The 18354-nt window shown below is 59.0% G+C and carries 19 protein-coding genes; 9 read left to right on the top strand and 10 right to left on the bottom strand.

What is annotated here, in order from left to right; all coding sequences use genetic code 11:
* The first annotated feature begins 292 nt into the window (after positions 1-292).
* The 3 genes from FKG94_RS24440 (at position 293) to FKG94_RS28820 (ending at position 2499) form a co-directional block, all read left to right on the top strand.
* Positions 293-1153 carry an alpha/beta fold hydrolase gene (locus FKG94_RS24440; RefSeq protein ID WP_179957804.1) on the top strand — a complete coding sequence of 287 codons (861 nt, stop codon included), beginning with the start codon at positions 293-295 and terminating at the stop codon, positions 1151-1153.
* A gap of 354 nt (positions 1154-1507) precedes the next feature.
* Positions 1508-1834 carry a hypothetical protein gene (locus tag FKG94_RS28825; protein WP_179957803.1) on the top strand — a complete coding sequence of 109 codons (327 nt, stop codon included), beginning with the start codon at positions 1508-1510 and terminating at the stop codon, positions 1832-1834.
* Positions 1831-2499, top strand: coding sequence for a DUF2461 domain-containing protein (locus FKG94_RS28820; RefSeq protein ID WP_179957802.1), 669 nt, complete (start codon positions 1831-1833; stop codon positions 2497-2499). The genes FKG94_RS28825 and FKG94_RS28820 overlap by 4 nt, the downstream gene beginning before the upstream one ends.
* A gap of 164 nt (positions 2500-2663) precedes the next feature.
* Here the strand turns inward: FKG94_RS28820 and FKG94_RS24430 are convergent, their stop codons facing one another.
* A complete protein-coding gene (locus FKG94_RS24430; RefSeq protein WP_142929577.1) occupies positions 2664-4469 on the bottom strand; it encodes an ABCB family ABC transporter ATP-binding protein/permease in 1806 nt (601 codons plus the stop codon).
* 214 nt (positions 4470-4683) lie between these two features.
* Here FKG94_RS24430 and FKG94_RS24425 point away from each other — a divergent pair, with 214 nt between their 5' ends.
* The 3 genes from FKG94_RS24425 to FKG94_RS24415 all read left to right on the top strand — a co-directional run bounded on the left by FKG94_RS24425 (position 4684) and on the right by FKG94_RS24415 (position 7951).
* Positions 4684-5037 (top strand): FHA domain-containing protein, encoded by a 354-nt coding sequence (locus FKG94_RS24425; RefSeq protein ID WP_142929576.1) that lies wholly within the window; start codon positions 4684-4686, stop codon positions 5035-5037.
* Between the two features lie 16 nt (positions 5038-5053).
* Positions 5054-7462: a serine/threonine-protein kinase gene (locus tag FKG94_RS24420; RefSeq protein ID WP_142929575.1), complete on the top strand. Its 2409-nt coding sequence runs from the start codon at positions 5054-5056 to the stop codon at positions 7460-7462.
* Positions 7463-7597: 135 nt separating this feature from the next.
* Positions 7598-7951 (top strand): FHA domain-containing protein, encoded by a 354-nt coding sequence (locus FKG94_RS24415; protein ID WP_142929574.1) that lies wholly within the window; start codon positions 7598-7600, stop codon positions 7949-7951.
* A 179-nt stretch (positions 7952-8130) separates the two neighbouring features.
* Here FKG94_RS24415 and FKG94_RS28815 read toward each other — a convergent pair whose 3' ends face one another.
* Positions 8131-8634: a fibronectin type III domain-containing protein gene (locus FKG94_RS28815; RefSeq protein ID WP_179957801.1), complete on the bottom strand. Its 504-nt coding sequence runs from the start codon at positions 8632-8634 to the stop codon at positions 8131-8133.
* A gap of 404 nt (positions 8635-9038) precedes the next feature.
* On the opposite strand from FKG94_RS28815, the gene FKG94_RS24405 reads away from it, so the two are divergent.
* Both FKG94_RS24405 and FKG94_RS24400 read left to right on the top strand, forming a co-directional pair.
* Positions 9039-9929 (top strand): hypothetical protein, encoded by an 891-nt coding sequence (locus tag FKG94_RS24405; RefSeq protein ID WP_142929573.1) that lies wholly within the window; start codon positions 9039-9041, stop codon positions 9927-9929.
* A gap of 138 nt (positions 9930-10067) precedes the next feature.
* Positions 10068-10292 carry a cold-shock protein gene (locus tag FKG94_RS24400; RefSeq protein ID WP_142929572.1) on the top strand — a complete coding sequence of 75 codons (225 nt, stop codon included), beginning with the start codon at positions 10068-10070 and terminating at the stop codon, positions 10290-10292.
* A gap of 92 nt (positions 10293-10384) precedes the next feature.
* Here FKG94_RS24400 and FKG94_RS24395 read toward each other — a convergent pair whose 3' ends face one another.
* The 8 genes from FKG94_RS24395 to FKG94_RS28810 form a co-directional block, all read right to left on the bottom strand.
* A complete protein-coding gene (locus tag FKG94_RS24395; protein ID WP_142929571.1) occupies positions 10385-10825 on the bottom strand; it encodes a VOC family protein in 441 nt (146 codons plus the stop codon).
* Between the two features lie 51 nt (positions 10826-10876).
* A complete protein-coding gene (locus FKG94_RS24390; protein WP_142929570.1) occupies positions 10877-11227 on the bottom strand; it encodes a hypothetical protein in 351 nt (116 codons plus the stop codon).
* 76 nt (positions 11228-11303) lie between these two features.
* The gene (locus FKG94_RS24385) at positions 11304-12182 is read right to left on the bottom strand and encodes a PDZ domain-containing protein (protein ID WP_142929569.1); all 879 of its coding nucleotides are present in this window, start codon (positions 12180-12182) and stop codon (positions 11304-11306) included.
* Between the two features lie 247 nt (positions 12183-12429).
* Positions 12430-14949 carry a PQQ-dependent sugar dehydrogenase gene (locus FKG94_RS24380; RefSeq protein WP_142929568.1) on the bottom strand — a complete coding sequence of 840 codons (2520 nt, stop codon included), beginning with the start codon at positions 14947-14949 and terminating at the stop codon, positions 12430-12432.
* A 180-nt stretch (positions 14950-15129) separates the two neighbouring features.
* The gene (gene pspC / locus FKG94_RS24375; RefSeq protein ID WP_142929567.1) at positions 15130-15594 is read right to left on the bottom strand and encodes an envelope stress response membrane protein PspC; all 465 of its coding nucleotides are present in this window, start codon (positions 15592-15594) and stop codon (positions 15130-15132) included.
* 55 nt (positions 15595-15649) lie between these two features.
* Positions 15650-15895: an envelope stress response membrane protein PspB gene (gene pspB / locus FKG94_RS24370; protein WP_142929566.1), complete on the bottom strand. Its 246-nt coding sequence runs from the start codon at positions 15893-15895 to the stop codon at positions 15650-15652.
* 173 nt (positions 15896-16068) lie between these two features.
* A complete protein-coding gene (gene pspA, locus FKG94_RS24365; protein WP_142929565.1) occupies positions 16069-16767 on the bottom strand; it encodes a phage shock protein PspA in 699 nt (232 codons plus the stop codon).
* Positions 16768-16810: 43 nt separating this feature from the next.
* Positions 16811-16960: a hypothetical protein gene (locus FKG94_RS28810; protein WP_179957800.1), complete on the bottom strand. Its 150-nt coding sequence runs from the start codon at positions 16958-16960 to the stop codon at positions 16811-16813.
* A 205-nt stretch (positions 16961-17165) separates the two neighbouring features.
* Here FKG94_RS28810 and pspF point away from each other — a divergent pair, with 205 nt between their 5' ends.
* A complete protein-coding gene (gene pspF, locus FKG94_RS24360; RefSeq protein WP_142929564.1) occupies positions 17166-18191 on the top strand; it encodes a phage shock protein operon transcriptional activator in 1026 nt (341 codons plus the stop codon).
* The last annotated feature ends 163 nt before the right edge of the window (positions 18192-18354 follow it).

Here is an 18354-nt window from a genome sequence, read left to right as displayed (position 1 = left end):
AAACCACCACTTCCCACGCGTAGTGATGTTGATTGATTCTTTGGAAGGCGGAGTGAATCGGTGGCGGGGGTTTAAAGAAACAACGTGGCACCACTCTAGGGGGACACAACTAAAGTTATGTCCCCGCACCGTGCCGCCGCGAGACCGATTTCGGCTGGTAACGCACTATGCTCCGGCTGCCACCGACGCCTCCGGTAGTCGCCCTGGAGCCACCGGACTTCGGGCAACCCAGCAAGCCCCCCGAAACCAACAGAAACACGGACATCAATACGACAACAACAGGCACAAACCCATGCACAATAACCAGACCTCCGCCCTTCACCATCAACCCGTCAGCCATAGAATCACCTGCGGGGATTTGGAACTTCACTACCTGGCCTGCGGCGCGGGCGAGCCGCTATTGTTGCTGCACGGCTGGCCCACCTCATCCCACCTGTGGCGCAACGTTATGCCCTGGCTGGCGCCGACGCACCGGGTCATTGCCCTGGACCTGCCGGGCTTCGGAGAATCCAGCAAGCCGCTCGGGCGCACCTACAGCTTCAAGTTCTATACGGCGGCCATCGACGCCTTTCTGACCGAATTGGGTATCGCCCGTACCGCCTTGGTGGTACACGATCTCGGCGGCCCGGCGGGATTGATGTGGGCGGCCAAAAACCCGCAAAAAGTCAGCCGCCTGGCACTGCTCAATACCTTGGTGTACCCAAAGGTGTCCTGGGCAGTAAAAGCCTTTCTATTAGCGACGGTGCTCCCCGGGGTGCGCCATTGGCTGGTCAGCCCCGCCGGCCTGCAGTGGACACTGCGGCTGGGAGTGGTGAACAAGGCGGCTATCACACCGGTGGTAATGAAACCTTACTGTGCCCCATTTGCCTCCGCCTCGGCGCGCCGGGCGCTGCTGCAGGCAGCCCGCGGTATGCATCCCGGCGGATTCACCTATATCGCCCGGCAATTGCCTCAAATCGGCGTGCCGGTGCGGCTGATCTACGGCGCCAAAGATCGTATTCTGCCGGATATCGCCGCCACCATGGCGCGCCTGCAGGCCGACCTGCCCGGGGCGGAACTTACCGCCCTGCCTGACTGCGGCCATTTCCTGCAGGAGGATGCACCGGCCGAACTGGGCCGCCTGCTCGCGGACTTTTTTAACCCCGGTACTTGAGCTGTGCAAACAACCCTCAGCAGCACTACGAACAGCAGCGCCCTACCCATGCCAGGAATTGCCATCCCGCCCCACCAGGAAAAACCGGTCACTAGCGGCACCTCTTCGAGCGGCACGGAGCGGGGTCGGAGTGCTTGAATTTTGACCAGAAAACTCTGGTCAAAATTCAAGCACTCCGACCCCTTTGAAAGGGACCACGCCCACCGGCGGACGGCACCAACCCCAAGCACCAAAAAGCCCCTAAGCCGCCGTAAAAAACAGCCCTGAACGGTGATAATAAAAAAACCCCCGCCATGTCGATTTTCGATACCGTCAATCGTCTAAGGGTTATAAGACCCCATCAGGAGATCAACAATGGTGACCCCGGACGACGAATTTTCACGCATTGCACAATGGTATGTGGCCCACAATCCGGACGTACAACTCGGCAAAATGATGAGTTCCCCCGGACTCAAATGCAACGGCAAGGTCTTCGCTTTTCAAAACCGCGACACTATGGGGTTTCGCCTGGGCCCCGACTTCAACCCGAAAGCCATAGGCCTGAAAACCTCCGCCCCCCTGAGCCCTTTCAGAACCAAACCACCGCTGCGCGGCTGGTTCGTGGTGACGGCCCGGGAACAAGACCGCTGGCAGGGACTCGCCGACGCCGCCCTCAACTTCACCAGGACGCTGTTGCCATGAGCATTCTCGACGCCGAGGTATTCGACTTCCTGACCGATCTGCAGATCAACAACAACCGCCCGTGGTTCGAAGACAACCGCGACCGCTACCGCAGCGTCGCGGCGACATTCGAGCAGTTTATCGGCGGCCTGATCAACAATATCGCCCGCTTCGACCCGGACATCGGCCGCCTGCAGCCGCGCCAGTGTATTTTCCGCATCTACCGCGACACCCGCTTTTCGAAAGACAAAACGCCCTATAAAACCAGCCTCGGCGCCCACCTGCTGGCCGGCGGTCGCAGCCATGAAGCCAACCACGCCGGCTACTACCTGAAGATCGCCCCGGGTGGTTCGCTGCTGGCCGGCGGCGCCTACCTGCCACCCGGGTCATGGCTCGGCCCCATTCGCCAGGCCATCTGTGACAACCCCGCCGCCTTCAAGAAAATCATCGCGCAGAAAAGTTTTAAGAACTACTTCGGCACCATCGAAGGGGAGAAGCTCAAAACCGCGCCCCGCGGCTTCGCCAAAGACCACCCTGAAATCGAGCTGTTGCGCTACAAAAGCTTTCTTGCAGTGCATAACCTCGACGACGAGCAGGTAACAGACGCCGGCTTTATGGGCCACACCACCCGGGTATTCCGGGCACTGCAACCCTTCGCGGCGTTTTTAAACGCTGCGGCGCCCTGAGTTCGCTGATATTCGGGACGAGAAGTCAGGGCGGCAGGATTGACACTGCCTTAAGCGAGTCCCCAGGGACGGGTTCATCGAGGGGACGCCTAGTCCGTGTTTCTGAGAGCCCCACCGAGCGGCAAACCGGTCAATTGGCACACTTTCGCTTAAGACAGTACCGTTCAGGGCAAAGGGACCGCGACTGCCCCCCGCTCCCGCTGCTGTATGTCCCACAAGCGGGCATAGGTGCCCCCGAGCTGTAGCAGGGCCGCATGGCTGCCCTGTTCCACAACGCGTCCCTGGTCCAGCACGATAATCGTATCGGCATCGACCACGGTGGACAGCCGGTGGGCAATCACCAAACTGGTTTGACCGCGGGCAATCTCGGCGATGGCCTCGAGAATACTCTGTTCAGACTGACTGTCGAGCGAGGAGGTGGCCTCGTCAAACACGATAATGGGCGGGCGTTTAAGCAGCGTGCGGGCAATCGCCACCCGTTGTTTTTCACCGCCGGAAAGCTTCAGGCCGCGCTCACCGACGCGGGTATCAGCCCCCTGCGGCAATTGCCCGATAAAACCTTCGAGATGGGACAGGCGAATCGCCTCGCGCACCTCGTCGTCACCGGCGTCGATGCGCCCGTAGCGGATATTTTCGAAAATGGAGGTGTTGAACAACACCGTATCCTGGGGCACCACGCCGATCGCCTTGCGCAGGGAGTCCTGGGTGACGCGGCTGATATCCTGCCCATCGATCAGGATGCGCCCGCTGTCGAGGTTGTAAAAGCGAAACAATAACTTCAACAACGTCGACTTACCGGCGCCGCTGCTGCCGACAATGGCCACTTTGTGCCCGGGCGGTACGGTGAAACTCACATCGTGCAAAATACGGCGATCCGGGCCGTAGCCGAAACCAACCGCCTCAAATACAACTTCACCGCCGTTGACCCGCAGGGGTGGCGCACCCTCGCAGTCCCGGACCCGGGGCTCGTGCTCCAGCAATCCGAACATTTTCTCGATATTGGCCAGCGAGCCTTTCATCTCGCGGTAGACGAAACCGAGAAAATTCAGCGGCATAAATATCTGCATCATAAACGCGTTGATCAGCACAAAGTCGCCGAGCGTCATGCGCTCGGCCAACACATCGCTGGCGGCAAGCACCATGGCCGCGGTCAGGGCGGCGGAGATCACCAGGGCCTGGCCGCCGTTCAACGCAAACAGAGACAGCCGGTTCTTGCGCCGCGCACTCTCCCATTGCGCCAACTCCCGGTCGTAGTGCCCGGCCTCGTGGGCCTCATTGGTGAAGTACTTCACCGTCTCATAATTGAGCAGGCTGTCGACGGCGCGAGTGCTGCTCTCGGACTCCGCCGTATTGGCGAGCCGCACAAATTGGGTGCGCCACTCCGTCGCAACCACGGAATAACTGATGTAAACCACCACGGCGGTGGCGGTGATGACCGCAAACCAAACCTGGTAATTCCACAGCAAAACCCCGATCACCAGACTGATTTCCAACAGCGTCGGCACGATATTGAAGACCATAAAACGCAGCAGAAAGCTGATACCGTTGGTGCCGCGTTCGATATCGCGGGACAGCCCGCCGGTGCGGCGGTTGAGATGAAAATCCAGATCGAGCGCATGCAGGTGGCGAAACACCTTCAGGCCAATGCGGCGCATGGCCCGTTCGGTAACGCGGCCGAACAGCGTATCGCGCAGCTCCGCAAACAGCACATTGCAAAACCGTACCAGCCCATAGGCCACCAGCAGCCCCAGCGGCAACAACACCACCGCCCCGATTGCCGCCTCCTGATCCAGGTGATCGACGACATGCTTGAGGATAAACGGCATCCCCACACTGGCCAGCTTCGCCCCGACCAGGCACAGCAGCGCCAGCACGATGCGCCCTTTGAATTCAAGCAAATAGGGCCACAGGGATTTCAGGCTGTCCCAACTGACTTCGCTAAACGCAATATCCGTGTTTTGACTTCGCATGATAACTCGACTAAAAAGCTGGCCACTGACAGCGCACAGCTTAGCGCAGCCGACAGCGATAAGCAGCCGCAAACTGTCAGCTAAGCTCCCGATGGCAGATTCTGTGCCAAACTGTGAATTTGGCACTTCAAATTAGGTGTGTAACAACATTATTATTATGTTCATCGACAACACCCATAATAACCACTGTGCACTGCGCCGGAGGAAACCCGCAATGCCCTTTTTGCGCCACTGGGTCAACGGCAATGCGATAAGCTTATATGAATTGGGAAAAACCATTACTCTGGGGCGCGCCAAGACCTGTCATATCCAGCTCGATGACGGTACCGTAAGCTCCGCACACGCCGAGATTCGCCCCGCCGGGGCGGGATATGAGGTGGCCGACCTCGGCAGCACCAACGGCCTGCGGGTCAACGGCGAGAAAGTGAACCACGCGCTGCTGCAAGCGGGCGACCGCCTGACGATCGGCACTCATGAATTTGAATATCTTTTGCAACTGCCCAATAATCTCGACCGGACACAAAAGATAAGAAAAAGCTGGATTCCCGGCGTTTATTACACGGAATAGCGGCAGAGGGGAGTGGATGGCCAGGCTTTGGGAGTTCACTGCCGCGGCGCTAAACCTGCGCACTCTGGTGCTGGCAGTGGCGCTGGGGCTGCTGCTGTGGCCGTGGCAACCGCTGCAACTCGGTCACGAGCGGGCACTGTTTCGCCTCGGTACCACGCTGATTACGCCACCGCCGTTGCACCTCGGCCTGGCCACGCTGGAACTCGAGACCGATGTCATCCACCAATTGGTGCACGGCCCGGGCCTGTCGGGCAACAGCGCGCCGCCGTGGATGGGGCAGTTACTGCCGATACTCGCCAACCGCGACACCACCGTGGGCCTGGTGTTGCCCGCCGCACCGGTATGGCAGCAAGACGACCCGCTGTATAAAGCGGTGAGCGCCACCCTGAAAGCCGGCAAGCAACCCAAACTGGCCCGTTTTTTTCGCCAGCGCGATCTGCTGCACCGGCGCCTGCACGGCGATCGCGTAACCCTGGGACTGCCGCAGGCCCAGTGTGATCCAACCGCCCACGCCCCTTTTGCCGCCACCTTGCCCGCACCTCTGAATGTCTCCGCCAGCGCCCAGGAGACCTACTTTCAATGGCTGCCGCAGGGCCTGCGCCCCCGGCCCCCGGCACTCACCGCAGCAGCGCTTAACGCGGTTCCCATGGCCCCGGTCGCCAGTTGCCCGGGGCTCTACCAACCGCTGCTGTGGCAGGTGGAACAGGACACCCATGCCGGTTTCGCACTGGCGGTTTACAGCCGTTTTGCCGACAGCCTGGAACCACACTGGCAGCGTTACGGCCAGCTTAACCTTGACAGTATCGGCCTGCCGCTGTCGCCCTCGGGTGCCATGATCCCGCTTCCCGATCTGCGCCAGCCCGAGAGTTTCTCACTGGAAAATTTTAAACCTGACGCCAGCCCCGAAGTCCTGCTGATCGGCGAGAGCGGCAATGCGGCCCTGCGCCAAGCCGCCCTCAGCCTGCTGGCGCTGGAGCACCGGGCCTACTTTCACGCGCCCGCCCTGGGTTTCTGGTTGCACAAACTGCTGCTGCTCGCCCTGGCGATTTACCTTATCTGGCTGGTGCCGCGCCTGAGCGTGTTGGTGAGCATACTGCTGTCGTGCCTGATTGCCCTGGTTATGCTGGTGGCACAAATCGGTTTCCAGATTACCCAGTGGCAGTGGTTGCCGTTGACCGAACCGCTGGGCTACCTGACGCTCGGCCACCTGGCGATGGCCTGTTGGGTGACACAAAACAAGCGCCAGCAACGGTTGCAGGCCAGCACCGATCAGGCGCAATATCAGTTGGCGCTGCAGTTTTACCGGGACGGGCGCAGCGAAGACGCCCTCGGCGCAATTGCCACCACCACCACGTCCAAGACACTGCTCGACCTGCTGTATGATATCGGCGCGCAATTCGAGCGCAAGCGACTCTACAGCGAGGCCATGAAAACTTACCAGGCCCTCGAACAACGCCAGCGGGGCTTTCGCGATGTGAAAGACAAGCTGTCCAAACTCGCCAACCTGCAACTGATGGAAAGCGGCAGCCTCAACGGCAACCTCGGTCTCACCAAGACCCTGGTGTTGACCGATGCGCAAATGAGCAAACCGGTGCTCGGGCGCTATGAAATCGAAAAAGAGATCGGGCGCGGCGCCATGGGCGTGGTCTATCTCGGTCGCGACCCGAAAATTGCCCGGCCGGTGGCGATCAAAACGCTGAACTACTCACAGTTCAACAGCAAACAGCTACCGGAACTCAAAGAGCGCTTCTTTCGCGAGGCCGAGGCCGCCGGCCGTCTCAGTCACCCCAATATCGTCACCGTCTATGATGTAGGCGAGGAGCGGGACCTGGCCTTTATTGCGATGGACTACCTGCAGGGCAAACCGCTCAGTGATTTTATCCACCCCGCTTCGCTGCTGCCGGTGGAGCGCGTGTATTTTATTATGGCAGAGGTGGCCGATGCCCTGCAGTTCGCCCACGACAAAAAAATCGTGCACCGGGACGTCAAACCCGCCAATGTGATTTACAACCCCAAGTCAAGCCAGGTGACCGTCACCGATTTCGGCATCGCCCGTATCACCGACAACTCCCGCACCCGTACCGGCGATATTATGGGCAGCCCGTTGTATATGTCGCCCGAACAACTGCGCGGCGACAAAGTCAGCCGCAGCGCCGATATTTTCAGTCTCGGTGTAACCATGTATCAGCTGCTTACCGGTCGCCTGCCGTTCCAGAGCGACAACCTCGCCAACCTCACTTACCGGATCATTCACGAAAACCATAAAGCCGTGCGTGAGTGGCGCAGCAGCCTGCCGACCAGCGCCACCCGCATTATCAACAAAGCACTACAAAAAAATCCGGCCAAGCGTTTTGCCACCGCCGCAGAAATGTGTGACATTATTCGTAAATGCAGGCGCAAAGACTTTAACTCAAAAAGGTTTTGACTTAACAAGACTTAAAACTAAAAAAACTTTAACATGGGCACTGAAAATCGCAGCGACACATCGCTGCAATTATTCGAGCCAGTTGTATTTTTATGACGCTCGCTGGCGCGCCCAGCCTGAAACAGGAGGTAATCTATGGCTATACTGGCCCAACTGAACGACAACGTGGTCGTGCACAAATTTACGTTGACAGCCCCCGGGGCCAGTCTCGGCAGACATCCCGATAGCGATATTCAGATCGAGGACAACGCCATCAGCGCCAATCATGCCCGCATTACTCTGGAACCCAATCAATACTTCCCGCAATTTTTCGAGATATTTCTCGAAGACGTCGGCAGCACCAATGGTACCTTTATCAACGACCAACGGGTGCTGGGCAAGCAGCGCCTACACGATAAAGACCTGGTCCGGCTCGGCTTCAATTCATTCAGGTTTTTGGATGACAAGGAAGAGGAACTGGAAAAAACCGTGCATATGCTGCACGGTTAAATCGAGGTTAACGGCTTTTATTTTTACCTGCCGCCGGAGCGGCGGCAGCGCCTTGTCATTTCGGCATGATCACTGTAATACCGGTCGACTGTAGTCTTGGGCGTCTGCGATATCAATCGACCGGGATCATAGTTGCCTGTGATACCAAGCTGTCGGTAATGGCAAGCTGCCTGCCGTAGCTAGTCGCCACTGATAACGGTGGTAAACGGCTGGGAGAATTCACCGTAAAGTCCGTCCGCATCAAAGCTGGCAATACTGAACTCATAGGCACCTTCAGGCAGGTCTTCGACAACATATTCAGAGATACTGGCATCGTTGATGACGATCGAGGTGTCGAGTTCATCAGCGGTGTTTCTGTAAAGAATTTCGTAACCACCAATCTCACCCACTGGCAGGATGTCGCCATTTTCGCGCTCTTCAGGCTGTGTCCAGGACAAGGTGACGTCGGCTGTTACCGGCTCGGGCTCAGGTTCGGGCGGCGGCTCGGGTTCTGGCTGGGGTTCAGGTTCCGGCTCGGGTTCGGGCTCTGGCTCTGGCTCAGGTTCCGGTTCCGGCTCAGGGCCGGGCTGCACAATCTCCGGCTCCGACTCACCACCGTCACCGTCGCTACCGCCGCCGCCACAGGCGATCAACATGGAACTAAGAAAAATAAGCAAAAATATCGACTTGGCAATCTGCGGCATGTTTGAACCTCTCTACATCACAACAACCATGCTTGGTTGAATTAAAGGTGAATCGCGGCGCCGCAACAAGCGCCCAGGAGGATTTAGATACAGCGTTTGTCAGAGTTTAGAGAGGCATCCACTTGTTTGTGCGACCCAGTCTTAAAAAAAATGCCAACTGGCTCACACAAAGCCGTTATCACACTGTCATATTCTTTTACATGCAGCCGGCCTGTTTCCATCGATTCGGCGGTTGCGGGTGCCGGGAAATGCCGGCGTCCAACTCGCAGGTCGAATAAGGTAGAATTCAGGGCGCCGTTATCCGGCAATAGGCGCCAGCAACCGACAAAACGCGAACCAGCTCACATTTTTCGCCGCGTCGTGCTGTCATTTTTTTTTACAACCGATCGCATTGCCATATCACCATGGACACTGTGTCCCCAAGCACGCTTGAAGCTCTCTGGCAGCAACAGTTAGAAGACCTGGCCAGGTCCCATTTCGACGCCGCGAGACAGCGGGTGGACGACGTCTACGGGCGTCACTTTGCCAAACTGTCCGTTATCGCCCGGCGCCACTGGCAGCACCGGCGCGACATTCCGCGGGACCTGGCCAATATGCCGAGAAGCCTGTGGCACCTGGGTCGGCGCCTGGCGGGAAAAGACGCGTCAGAGGCCCGCCCGCTGAGTAGTAAAGAACGCACAATCATGCAAATTGTGGTCGAAGAGTTGTTGGCCATTCCACAACTCGAGAAAAATATCCTTGACCATATTCAGCAACACCCCAGTATAGACCCCACGGCAGTGGCACAGCTGCACCTGCTGCTGGAGCGATATACGCCGCAGCAGGCACAACAGCGCCTGCAACAGGCACTGGCGCGGCTGACCGTGTCCCAGGAGGGCGGCAGGGATATGTTTGTCTTTATCACCCTCGGCGTGCTCGGCCGCTCGTTGAGCGACAAGGTCGCATTTGGCAGCGCGCTGGGACTGGGCGCCACCGCCGCCACGGGTATCTACCTCGGCCAGCAGTCGTTCCTCGCGGCCCTGTGGACCAAGTGGTTTGGCGTACCTGCGTGGGTTTCCGCATCCGGGGCGCTGTCGGGATTTTTGGTTTTGCTGCTGGTGACGCCGGCAATAGCACCACTGACGGAGTTTGGCATTAACAGAATTCGAGCCAGGGTGTTGTTACACGACATGATCGATCGGGTCGAACACAATGTCCTGCACACAAAGCTCGACGCTACCAGTGTTGCCGGACATATCGGCTCTTACATGCAGTTGCTGCCGGATTTCCTGCAGCTTTTGCGGTCGCTCAGATAGTCGAGCGCCGGCTTTAACTGCCAAGCACCGCAGTGCAAACACTGTAAAACGCAAAGCTGTTGGTTAATAATACGCGCGCCGCGTGGCGCCGCACGGTGGACCCAAGGGTCAGAATTGTTTTGATATTGACTAGCAATTATGAATGATACTTATATCGTCGAAGAACTCGGCACAGTTGAATACTACAATTTAAATCTTGGCTACGGCTTTTTGGTTTCGCAAGACGGCGAAAAATATTTTTTCCACGGCAGTAGCATAGAGGGAAAGGTACACCGGTCAGTGCGCCCGAATCAAAAAGTCAAATTTGTACCCAGCCGCAATGAAAAGGGACTCTATGCCCATAGAGTCACCGTGGTGTGGTAGCGGTCACAGGGTGCCCGCAATGCACCTGTTGTAATTAGATGCACCTGTTGTAATTAATAGTACGTGTAAGAACAAGTGCAGGCACAGGCGTTTCAAGCACTGACATCGAACAACTGCCTGTCAATATCGGCAAACGCTTTAAACTCCAGGGCGTTGCCGGAGGGGTCGAGAAAAAACATCGTCGCCTGCTCTGCGGGCTGTCCCTTGAAGCGCACGCAGGGCTCTATCACAAACTCGCCGATAAACGCTGCTACCCGCTGCGACAGTTCCTCCCAATCCGCAAGATTTAACACCACCCCGAAGTGCGGCACGGGAACGCCCTGCCCATCCACCGGGTTGACCAACTGGTTGACCTTTCCGTGCCGGCCCAGGGCCGGATTCAGGTGCACGACCAACTGGTGGCCGAACAAGTTGAAATCGACCCACGCCTGTGTCGACCGCCCTTCCGGCAACTGCAGTTTGCCGCCGTAAAAATCCCGCGCTTCGGCGATATCCCTGACCTGAATGGCAAGGTGGAAAGGTGTCAGCGTCATATTTTCTCCCAGTGGTTCGTTGCCCTGCTTGACCGTGCGCAGGTCGCCGCCTCAGGAGGCGGCAGTGGCTGTGTTGAGATACCAGTAGGCCCCATAGGCACCGGGCGCCGTCAGTGTGAATATCGCCAACGGCACCCAAAACTTCGGCTGTTTGATGTTGTTCATTACGGCAAAGACAGTAAACCCGAAAATCAGCAGGCCCACGATAACCGCGGCGAACAGGTAAACACTGTCGGCGATAACAGACAGCACCGCGCAGGCCAGACCGCCAAACAGACCGGCAATGCCGATCCGGACATCGTGAAAAAGACTCTGCAGCAGCAATACGGCATAGGCCGTCACCGCACTGACGGCGCAGAGGGTAAAGACCATCTGCCAGGTCTGAAATTCGTCAAAGGTCATAAAAACTGCTCCCCGGCAGTAATACTACTTGTTGGTATCATTTGTTAGGATCATTCGTCAGGGCCATTCGTTACGGTCATTCGTTGGGATCGACCCGCTTGCGGCCGCCGCCCCACATGCCGAGGGGCCCGCGCGGCAGATACAGGGTGTCGCGCCCGCCGTCGGCCCGTTCGATTTCGAGACTGATCGTCTCGCCCTTCTGGCCCTGGTGACTGAGGCGAATGATATCATTCATTCGAAACACCCGCTGGCCGTCGTAGCTGAGAATGACATCGCCGCGCTGCAGCCCGGCCTGCTCCGCCGGCGAGGTGGCAATCACACCGTTTACCCTGACGCGATTGCTGCGGCCGCTGGCGTAGAGGTAGCGGTCGTACTGATCGTCACCGAGTTCCTCGCGCAGTTGGTCGTGGTAATTGCCTAACGGGTTCGCCGGCGGCGGCTCTCTGCCTTCAATCGCCGCGTAGCGGCGCTCGTAGCGCTGGCGCATCATATCCATGCGCAACTCCCCCTCGCGCTCCGTAATACGCGCCGCCGTCTCCTCGTCGAAACCGTAGCTGACCAGCCGCTCGCGGCGCCGCTCAGCGGCGCTGGCAGGCCGGTCTACGCGCTGTTGGCGCGCTTCGCCGTTGCGGTCGCGCAAAGTCGCTACCGCAGCGACGCCGGCCTCTTCCGGTACTCCGGTCTGATCACCCAGTTGTTCGTCCAGCAGGGCCTCCAGGCGCAACAACTGCTCAAACAGGTCCAACTGGGTTCCCACACTGCGGTCCAACGCCGCCTCCAGCGCCGCCACCCGCTCGGCGAGCGGCTTGCCCTGTGCCGCCGCCACCAGCGAAGCGCCGGCGGCGGGCGCCGCCGCGCCGGCTGACACCGAATCGGTGCCGGCACTTCCCTGCCACAACACCGCACCCACTCCCAGTGCTATGCCCAGCACCAGGACCACTCCTGCTTTAACCACGACACTCTCCTCACCAAGTCAGCGATTATTGTTATTTGGGCCAGGTTAAAAAGTCAAAGTTCCACTTTGGGAGGGCTCCCTCCCACACCGATTCCCGGGGGCAGAACCGCAGCCGCCGCTGGGGTCCGGCGCAATCCACAGCGTTGCCATCAAACTGCTTTGGCATGTCCAAAGCACCCGCTCGCAAAAGGCCGGCGAAGTCTTCAGGTGTTTGGAGCGAAACAGGTGGGTCGCGATCAGACCCGCTTTACAGGCCGTCAATCCACTCGCCGATCAGGCTGACGGCGACGGCATCGACCCGATGGCTGACCCGCGGCGGCATGCGGCTGGCGTCGGTGCGGCGCAACCGCTCCCAGAGCAGGCTGCGCGCCCTCTCACCAGGGGCGATCAGGCGTGCATCGGCGATACCCAGATCACCGGCGGCAGGGACAACATCCAGAATATTCATGGCTGCCAATGGCGTGTCGAAACGCAGGTCCATAGCGGTGGGCGCCGGTCCGTCGGGCCGATGACAAACCGCGCAGTTGATAGCCAGGTAAGCGCGGGCGCGCCGGGTCAGTTCGGTACTTTCATCACGGGGGTCGGGGTAGGCCGGGTACTGCTCAGAGGCAGCCAGCGCCCGGTCAAACAAGCCGATAAAGTCAAGGGTGCGAAGTTGGTTGTCGACCGCGGCACCATAATCAAAGTCACCGTTGAGCTGCGGCGTCCTGAGCCCCAGCACCGCCCCGGCGACATCGTTGTGACAGCTCAAACAGAGACTGCGGCCCGGGTAGGTGTAACGCTGCAGGCGCACGCCGCCGCTGTTGTCGCGAATGCTCAGTTCCTCACTCTCCCCGTCATTGATCAGCAGCGCCTCGGTCTGCTCGCTGTTCCAGCGGTAGGTATAGCCGGCCCAGCCGTTGTCGTGATGAACAAAAACGCGGGTTTCCAAACGCCGCAGCGATGTCGGGTCATTGTCGACCAGCGGCATATCGAACTGCTTCACCAGCACACTGCCGACGGGAAACGTCCAGTTACCCGTATCACTAAAGCCGATGGTGCTGACGCCAGGCAGGGAAAACCAGCGGGTTTTGACAGCGCCGTCACTCCAGAACGGGCCGTTGACGGTGTAGGGAATCAATCCCGGTGCCGGCGTCAGGCCGGCCAGCTCGGTAAACAATCCCGTCTCGCTGAGACGGCCGGGCAACTGCCCGTTACTCTGATCGGTGCTTTCCACCAGGCGCCAAATACCGCCGCCCCCGGTATTGCCACCATAGTCGACCAGATACAGCTCCCCCGCCGTATCAGTGCCAAAGGCACTGATACTCACGCCGGTATCCATCACCTCAACATTTTCGACGTCGCCTTCAAGGGTTTCAGTATTCAGCGCCCAGAGCTTGCGGCTGACGAAATCCCCGTAGAAATACCAGCCGCGCCAGTCGGGCAGGCGACTGCCGCGGTAGACGGCGCCGCCGGTGATAGAGAAGCCTTCATCGTGGCTGTATTCCACCACCGGCCAGATCACATCGGCCGGGGCGTTGTCGACATCTTCAAAATCGTGGTTGCCCTCGAAAAAATCCCAACCGTAATTGCCGCCCGCCACGATCAGATCGACCTCCTCCCAGTTGCGCTGCCCCACATCGCCGAGCCACAGGCGACCGGTCGGCGCATCGAAGGAAAAGCGCCAGGGGTTGCGCAGGCCAAAAGCCCAGATTTCCTCGCGCCAGCCCTGATCGTTGCCGGCAAAGGGATTGTCAGGCGGTATCCGGTAAGGCAGTGAGTCCACATCCAGCCGCAAGACACTGCCGAGCAGGTTGTTCCGCTCGCGGGCGTAGCCGTCGGGATCGCCGCCACTGCCGCCGTCGCCGAGGGCGATATAGAGAAAACCGTCGGCGCCAAACGCAATCATACCGCCGTTGTGGTTGGCGAAAGGCTGGCGCTGGGTAATCACCGTCTGCTTCGAATCGGGATCGCCGCGGGTGGCAATAAAGTTGCCATCGCCATCGCGCTGCAACTGAAAGCGCGCCACCACGGAGCAGGCGCTGTGGCGGCGCGCCAGTTCATTGACACAATCGTCACCGGTGGCGAAGCGCTGGGTGTAATGGAGATAAAAATAGCCGTTCCGGGTAAACCCGGGATCGAAGGCAAAACCGAGCAGTCCCTCTTCCGAAGCGGTCGCCAGCGGATCGGGCACCGTCATAAACGTGCCGCCGGCGCTCAGCTCATCCGGCTCGAACCAGAGGATGGTGCCACCCTGTTGTGCAACCAAATGCAAATCCGTACCGGGAATCTGTGCGAAGTAGACAGGGCTATCGAGCCCGCCGTGCACCCGCTCCAGTTGCAGCGCCGACTGTACCGGAGCCCGCACCGGAAACTGATGCGCCAGCGCCGGCGGGCGCCGGGTCAGGCCAAACGGCCGGCCGGGGTCCAGTACGCGAATGGCGACCAGCGCCGTATCGGAGGCGCCGGCGGGGTCGGAAACACGGACGGTTAGCTCGTGGTTGGCAAGGACGGCAAAATTGAGGGACTGCCCTTCGCGGACCCGCAGGCGTCCGGTCGGGGACAGGGAAAACAGCGTCGTGTCGCCGCTGTCGATAACAAAGGTCAGGCTGTCACCGTCGCCGTCGGTCGCCTCAAGCTCCAGCAGATCAACGGCATCTTCGTTGACGTTGATCTGCACATCGTCGATCACCGGCGCGGCATTGGCGCCGGGATCGGGGTCTGAGTCGGATGAGCCCCCGCCCCCGCAACCGGTGAGCACTAGCAGCAGTCCCGCAAGATATTTCATGATCCTATATTCGCGACCCTTCGCGACCCCAGGCACCTGTTGACGCGACCCGGTCTGGCGCGACCCGGTCGCTTTGACAGTGTCCTTTTTACGCTTTACCCGGCGAAAAGTTGTTGATCCGCTTCACAGCGGCGGACTTTACCGGGCCCAGGCGGGGTTTGGTGCGCCACTGGCGCGGCGCTATTTTTCTATGGCGGCGAACGCCTTGTTGAGTTCGTACTGGCGCGAAGTCACGTAGGCCTCCATGTCCTCGACCCGGCGCAGGGCCCTGTTCAGGCGCTCGCGCGCGCGGCGCAGGCGCACACTGGGACTGTCGGAGTACTTGAACATATTTTTGCGCTGGTAGCTGTGGCGCTCCTCGTCGTATTCGAAGGCCTCCACCGAATCATCGCGCCGCGGGCTCAGCAGCACCCAGCCGGCGATATAGGCCAACACCGCCAGGGTGCCGGTGATAAAAAAGCCTCCGATAAATATCAGCCTGATCACCCAGGGATTGAAATCGAAGTGATCGGCGATCCCGGCGCAAACGCCGGCAATCTTGCCCCGGCGTTTGTCGCGATACAGATTCATGTCCCAACCGTTATAACTGCGCGAGCGAATGCGCTGGCGGCGATGGCGCCACGGGCGTCTGTGTCTCCTGGGCATAGTCTTCTCCTGTTTTTGCTCTCTAATGAAGGTTGCTCTCGGGTGAATGAGGGGGCTATTGCTGGGCGGTGCGGGCCCTGACCTCCCGCCACTTGGGCTGGGTGTCGTCGAGTATGGACTCCAGGGCCTCGATACGTTCGGTGAGCTTGTCTACCGCCTCGAGCATCTCTTCGATAGTCTGCCGATCCTCATCGTTGAGGCCGCGTTGGGCCCGGTTGGCGCTGCGGTAGTGCATCACTATCCAGATAGGGGCGACCACAGTCAGAAACAAAACGGTCGGCACAAATAAAAAGTCGAGCATGATCTAGGTCCTTAACTTGTCAATCCTGTCCATTCCATGGCCTGTCGGTCCTGTCCATGGGCCTTGGCCCCAAACCCCGGGGCTAAAAGGGTATGAAAACGAATGGTACGGACTCCCGGCAGTTTACGCGACATTGGCTGTTGCGCCTACCGATGCGGCGGGTCGCGACCCGCTCAGGCTTTGCCGTCACCGTCTTTCCCGGCATCTTTGCCGGACATCTCCGCCTTGAGCCGGGCCAGTTCGTCATTGACCTTTTCGTCATTGACCAGGTCTTCAATTTCGGTGGCCAGGCCCTGCTTGCCGTCGCGCCCCAGGTCCATGGCATCCACCTGACCTTCGAGATGATCCATCCGCCGCTCGAAGTGTTCGAACTTGGAAAACGCATCGTCCAGCGCTTCGCGGTGGACCTGGCGCTTGACCTTCAGGCGGCTGCTGACGGTTTTGACCCGCATCAGCATGGCTTTCTGCTTGGCTTTGGCATCGTTCAACTTCTGTTGCAACTGGCTGATTTCGTCGTTCAGGTGCGCCAGGTGATCGTCCAGCGCGCTCAGCTCCTGCTCCACCGCGGTGATTTCCTCAGCGATGGCCTGCTTTTCCGCCAGTGCGGCACGAGCCAGGTCTTCACGACCTTTGCTGATTGCCAGCTTGGCCTTGGCTTCCCAGTCGCCCAGTTCCGCCTGCACCCGCTCGAGGCGGCGTTCGGCTGTTTTCTTGTCGGCAATGACGCGGGCGGAGGAGCTGCGCACCTCGACCAGGGTTTCCTCCATCTCCTGGATAATCAGGCGAATCATCTTTTGCGGGTCTTCGGCCTTGTCCAACATCGCATTGAGGTTGGAGTTAATAATATCGGCCATACGTGAAAATATACTCATCGTTAAAATCTCCTTAACAACTGCCTGAGCGGCGAGTGTTTAGTTAAAGGCTGATGCTCATCAGGCTTTCGAAAGTTGCCGCCACCGTTAAAAAACTGGCCAGCGCATCCAGGCCCACCAGCGCCACACCCAACACACAGCAAATCAGGGCCAACAGCAGGTGAATGAGTCCGTGCTTATCCAGACTAGTCATTGATTCCCTCCCGTACCTTGGTTATTCAGTCAAACTACTTTCGTTGGTTTCGCGGATGTTATATCAGGAAGTGTGCCAAATAGGTCAACCACTTGATTTTATTGAATTTTCCATAATATCAGCCTATTTCGGGCAGATAGAATTAGTCAGAAAAAACAAAGTGTGGTAATTTTCACCTGACTAAATTGGCGGCGTTAACCAACCTATGGCTGAACAACGTATTATCGGCAAGTCCCCCAGTTGGGTCGAGGCGCTCGATCACGTGTCGCAGCTCGCCCCCATCAATCGTACTGCGCTGATCATCGGCGAGCGGGGTACCGGCAAGGAGCTGATTGCCGAGCGGCTGCATTTTCTCTCGCCCCGCTGGGACCAGCCGTTTATCAAGATCAACTGCGCCGCCTACACCGACAGCCTGTTGGAATCGGAGCTATTCGGCTATGAGCCCGGCGCTTTCACCGGGGCCAACCGGCTGCACCGCGGCCACTTCGAGCGGGCCCAGGACGGCACTTTGTTTCTCGACGAGTTGGGTACCCTAGGCGATCGCGTGCAGGAAAAAGTACTGCGGGTTATCGAGTACGGCGAGTTCGAACGGCTGGGTGGGCAGAAAACCCTGCAGGTCGATGTGCGGATCGCCGCCGCCACCAACGCCGACCTGCAGGCGATGGCGGCGGCCGGCAAGTTTCGCCACGATCTGCTCGATCGCCTGGCGTTCGATGTGGTGCACCTGCCGCCGTTGCGACGGCGGCGCGAAGACATTGCCGACCTCAGTGAGTACTTCGCCGTACGCATGTGCCATGAACTGGGGTGGGAGTTGTTCCCGGGGTTTGCGCGGGAGGCGATGGACGTACTGCTCGACTATTCCTGGCCGGGCAATGTGCGGGAGTTGAAAAATGTGGTGGAGCGGTCGGTGTATCGCTGGGGCAACCCGCAGGAGCCGATCGAGCGGATCATTGTCGATCCTTTTGCGGCGGACGTTGAGGGCGCTGCGGAAAGTGCGGGCGGGGTGGAAGGAAAGGGCCGGGAAGGAGAGCACCAGGCGATCGCAGCGCCAACGCAAGCCGCGGGCCCGATTGATTTCGAACAGGCGGTGAAGAATTTCGAAGTTCAGCTGTTACAGAAAACGCTGCAACGCTGCCAGCATCACCAGGGCGAGACAGCGAAGCAACTGGGGTTGACCTACAATCAATTTCGCGGACTTTATCGAAAATATCGGCTCAACGCACCGCAATAACGAGCACCAGAAGCAGAAAGCTTATTGTTAACACTACCCGCGGCGGCACAGTGCGGGGTCGGGGTGCTTGAGTTTTAACCAGGCTTGGCACAATGCGGGGTCGGGGGGGGGGTGGTGTTTTAAAGTATAAGAAGAAGAGGGATAAAAAAAGACAACCCACACA

It is taken from the genome of Exilibacterium tricleocarpae, assembly GCF_007004655.1.
Taxonomy (GTDB): Bacteria; Pseudomonadota; Gammaproteobacteria; order Pseudomonadales; family Cellvibrionaceae; genus Exilibacterium; species Exilibacterium tricleocarpae.
This window is presented reverse-complemented; position numbering and strand designations above follow the sequence as displayed.

Coding starts and splice junctions, on each gene's coding strand:
- pspF (WP_142929564.1), top strand. CDS start 17,166: ATGGCTGAACAACGTATTATCGGCAAGTCCCCCAGTTGGGTCGAGGCG.
- FKG94_RS24390 (WP_142929570.1), bottom strand. CDS start 11,227: ATGACCTTTGACGAATTTCAGACCTGGCAGATGGTCTTTACCCTCTGC.
- FKG94_RS24415 (WP_142929574.1), top strand. CDS start 7,598: ATGGCTATACTGGCCCAACTGAACGACAACGTGGTCGTGCACAAATTT.
- FKG94_RS28825 (WP_179957803.1), top strand. CDS start 1,508: ATGGTGACCCCGGACGACGAATTTTCACGCATTGCACAATGGTATGTG.
- FKG94_RS28815 (WP_179957801.1), bottom strand. CDS start 8,634: ATGCCGCAGATTGCCAAGTCGATATTTTTGCTTATTTTTCTTAGTTCC.
- pspB (WP_142929566.1), bottom strand. CDS start 15,895: ATGCTCGACTTTTTATTTGTGCCGACCGTTTTGTTTCTGACTGTGGTC.
- FKG94_RS28820 (WP_179957802.1), top strand. CDS start 1,831: ATGAGCATTCTCGACGCCGAGGTATTCGACTTCCTGACCGATCTGCAG.
- FKG94_RS24400 (WP_142929572.1), top strand. CDS start 10,068: ATGAATGATACTTATATCGTCGAAGAACTCGGCACAGTTGAATACTAC.
- FKG94_RS24430 (WP_142929577.1), bottom strand. CDS start 4,469: ATGCGAAGTCAAAACACGGATATTGCGTTTAGCGAAGTCAGTTGGGAC.
- FKG94_RS24380 (WP_142929568.1), bottom strand. CDS start 14,949: ATGAAATATCTTGCGGGACTGCTGCTAGTGCTCACCGGTTGCGGGGGC.
- FKG94_RS24420 (WP_142929575.1), top strand. CDS start 5,054: ATGGCCAGGCTTTGGGAGTTCACTGCCGCGGCGCTAAACCTGCGCACT.
- FKG94_RS24405 (WP_142929573.1), top strand. CDS start 9,039: ATGGACACTGTGTCCCCAAGCACGCTTGAAGCTCTCTGGCAGCAACAG.
- FKG94_RS24395 (WP_142929571.1), bottom strand. CDS start 10,825: ATGACGCTGACACCTTTCCACCTTGCCATTCAGGTCAGGGATATCGCC.
- pspC (WP_142929567.1), bottom strand. CDS start 15,594: ATGCCCAGGAGACACAGACGCCCGTGGCGCCATCGCCGCCAGCGCATT.
- FKG94_RS24440 (WP_179957804.1), top strand. CDS start 293: ATGCACAATAACCAGACCTCCGCCCTTCACCATCAACCCGTCAGCCAT.
- FKG94_RS28810 (WP_179957800.1), bottom strand. CDS start 16,960: ATGACTAGTCTGGATAAGCACGGACTCATTCACCTGCTGTTGGCCCTG.
- pspA (WP_142929565.1), bottom strand. CDS start 16,767: ATGAGTATATTTTCACGTATGGCCGATATTATTAACTCCAACCTCAAT.
- FKG94_RS24425 (WP_142929576.1), top strand. CDS start 4,684: ATGCCCTTTTTGCGCCACTGGGTCAACGGCAATGCGATAAGCTTATAT.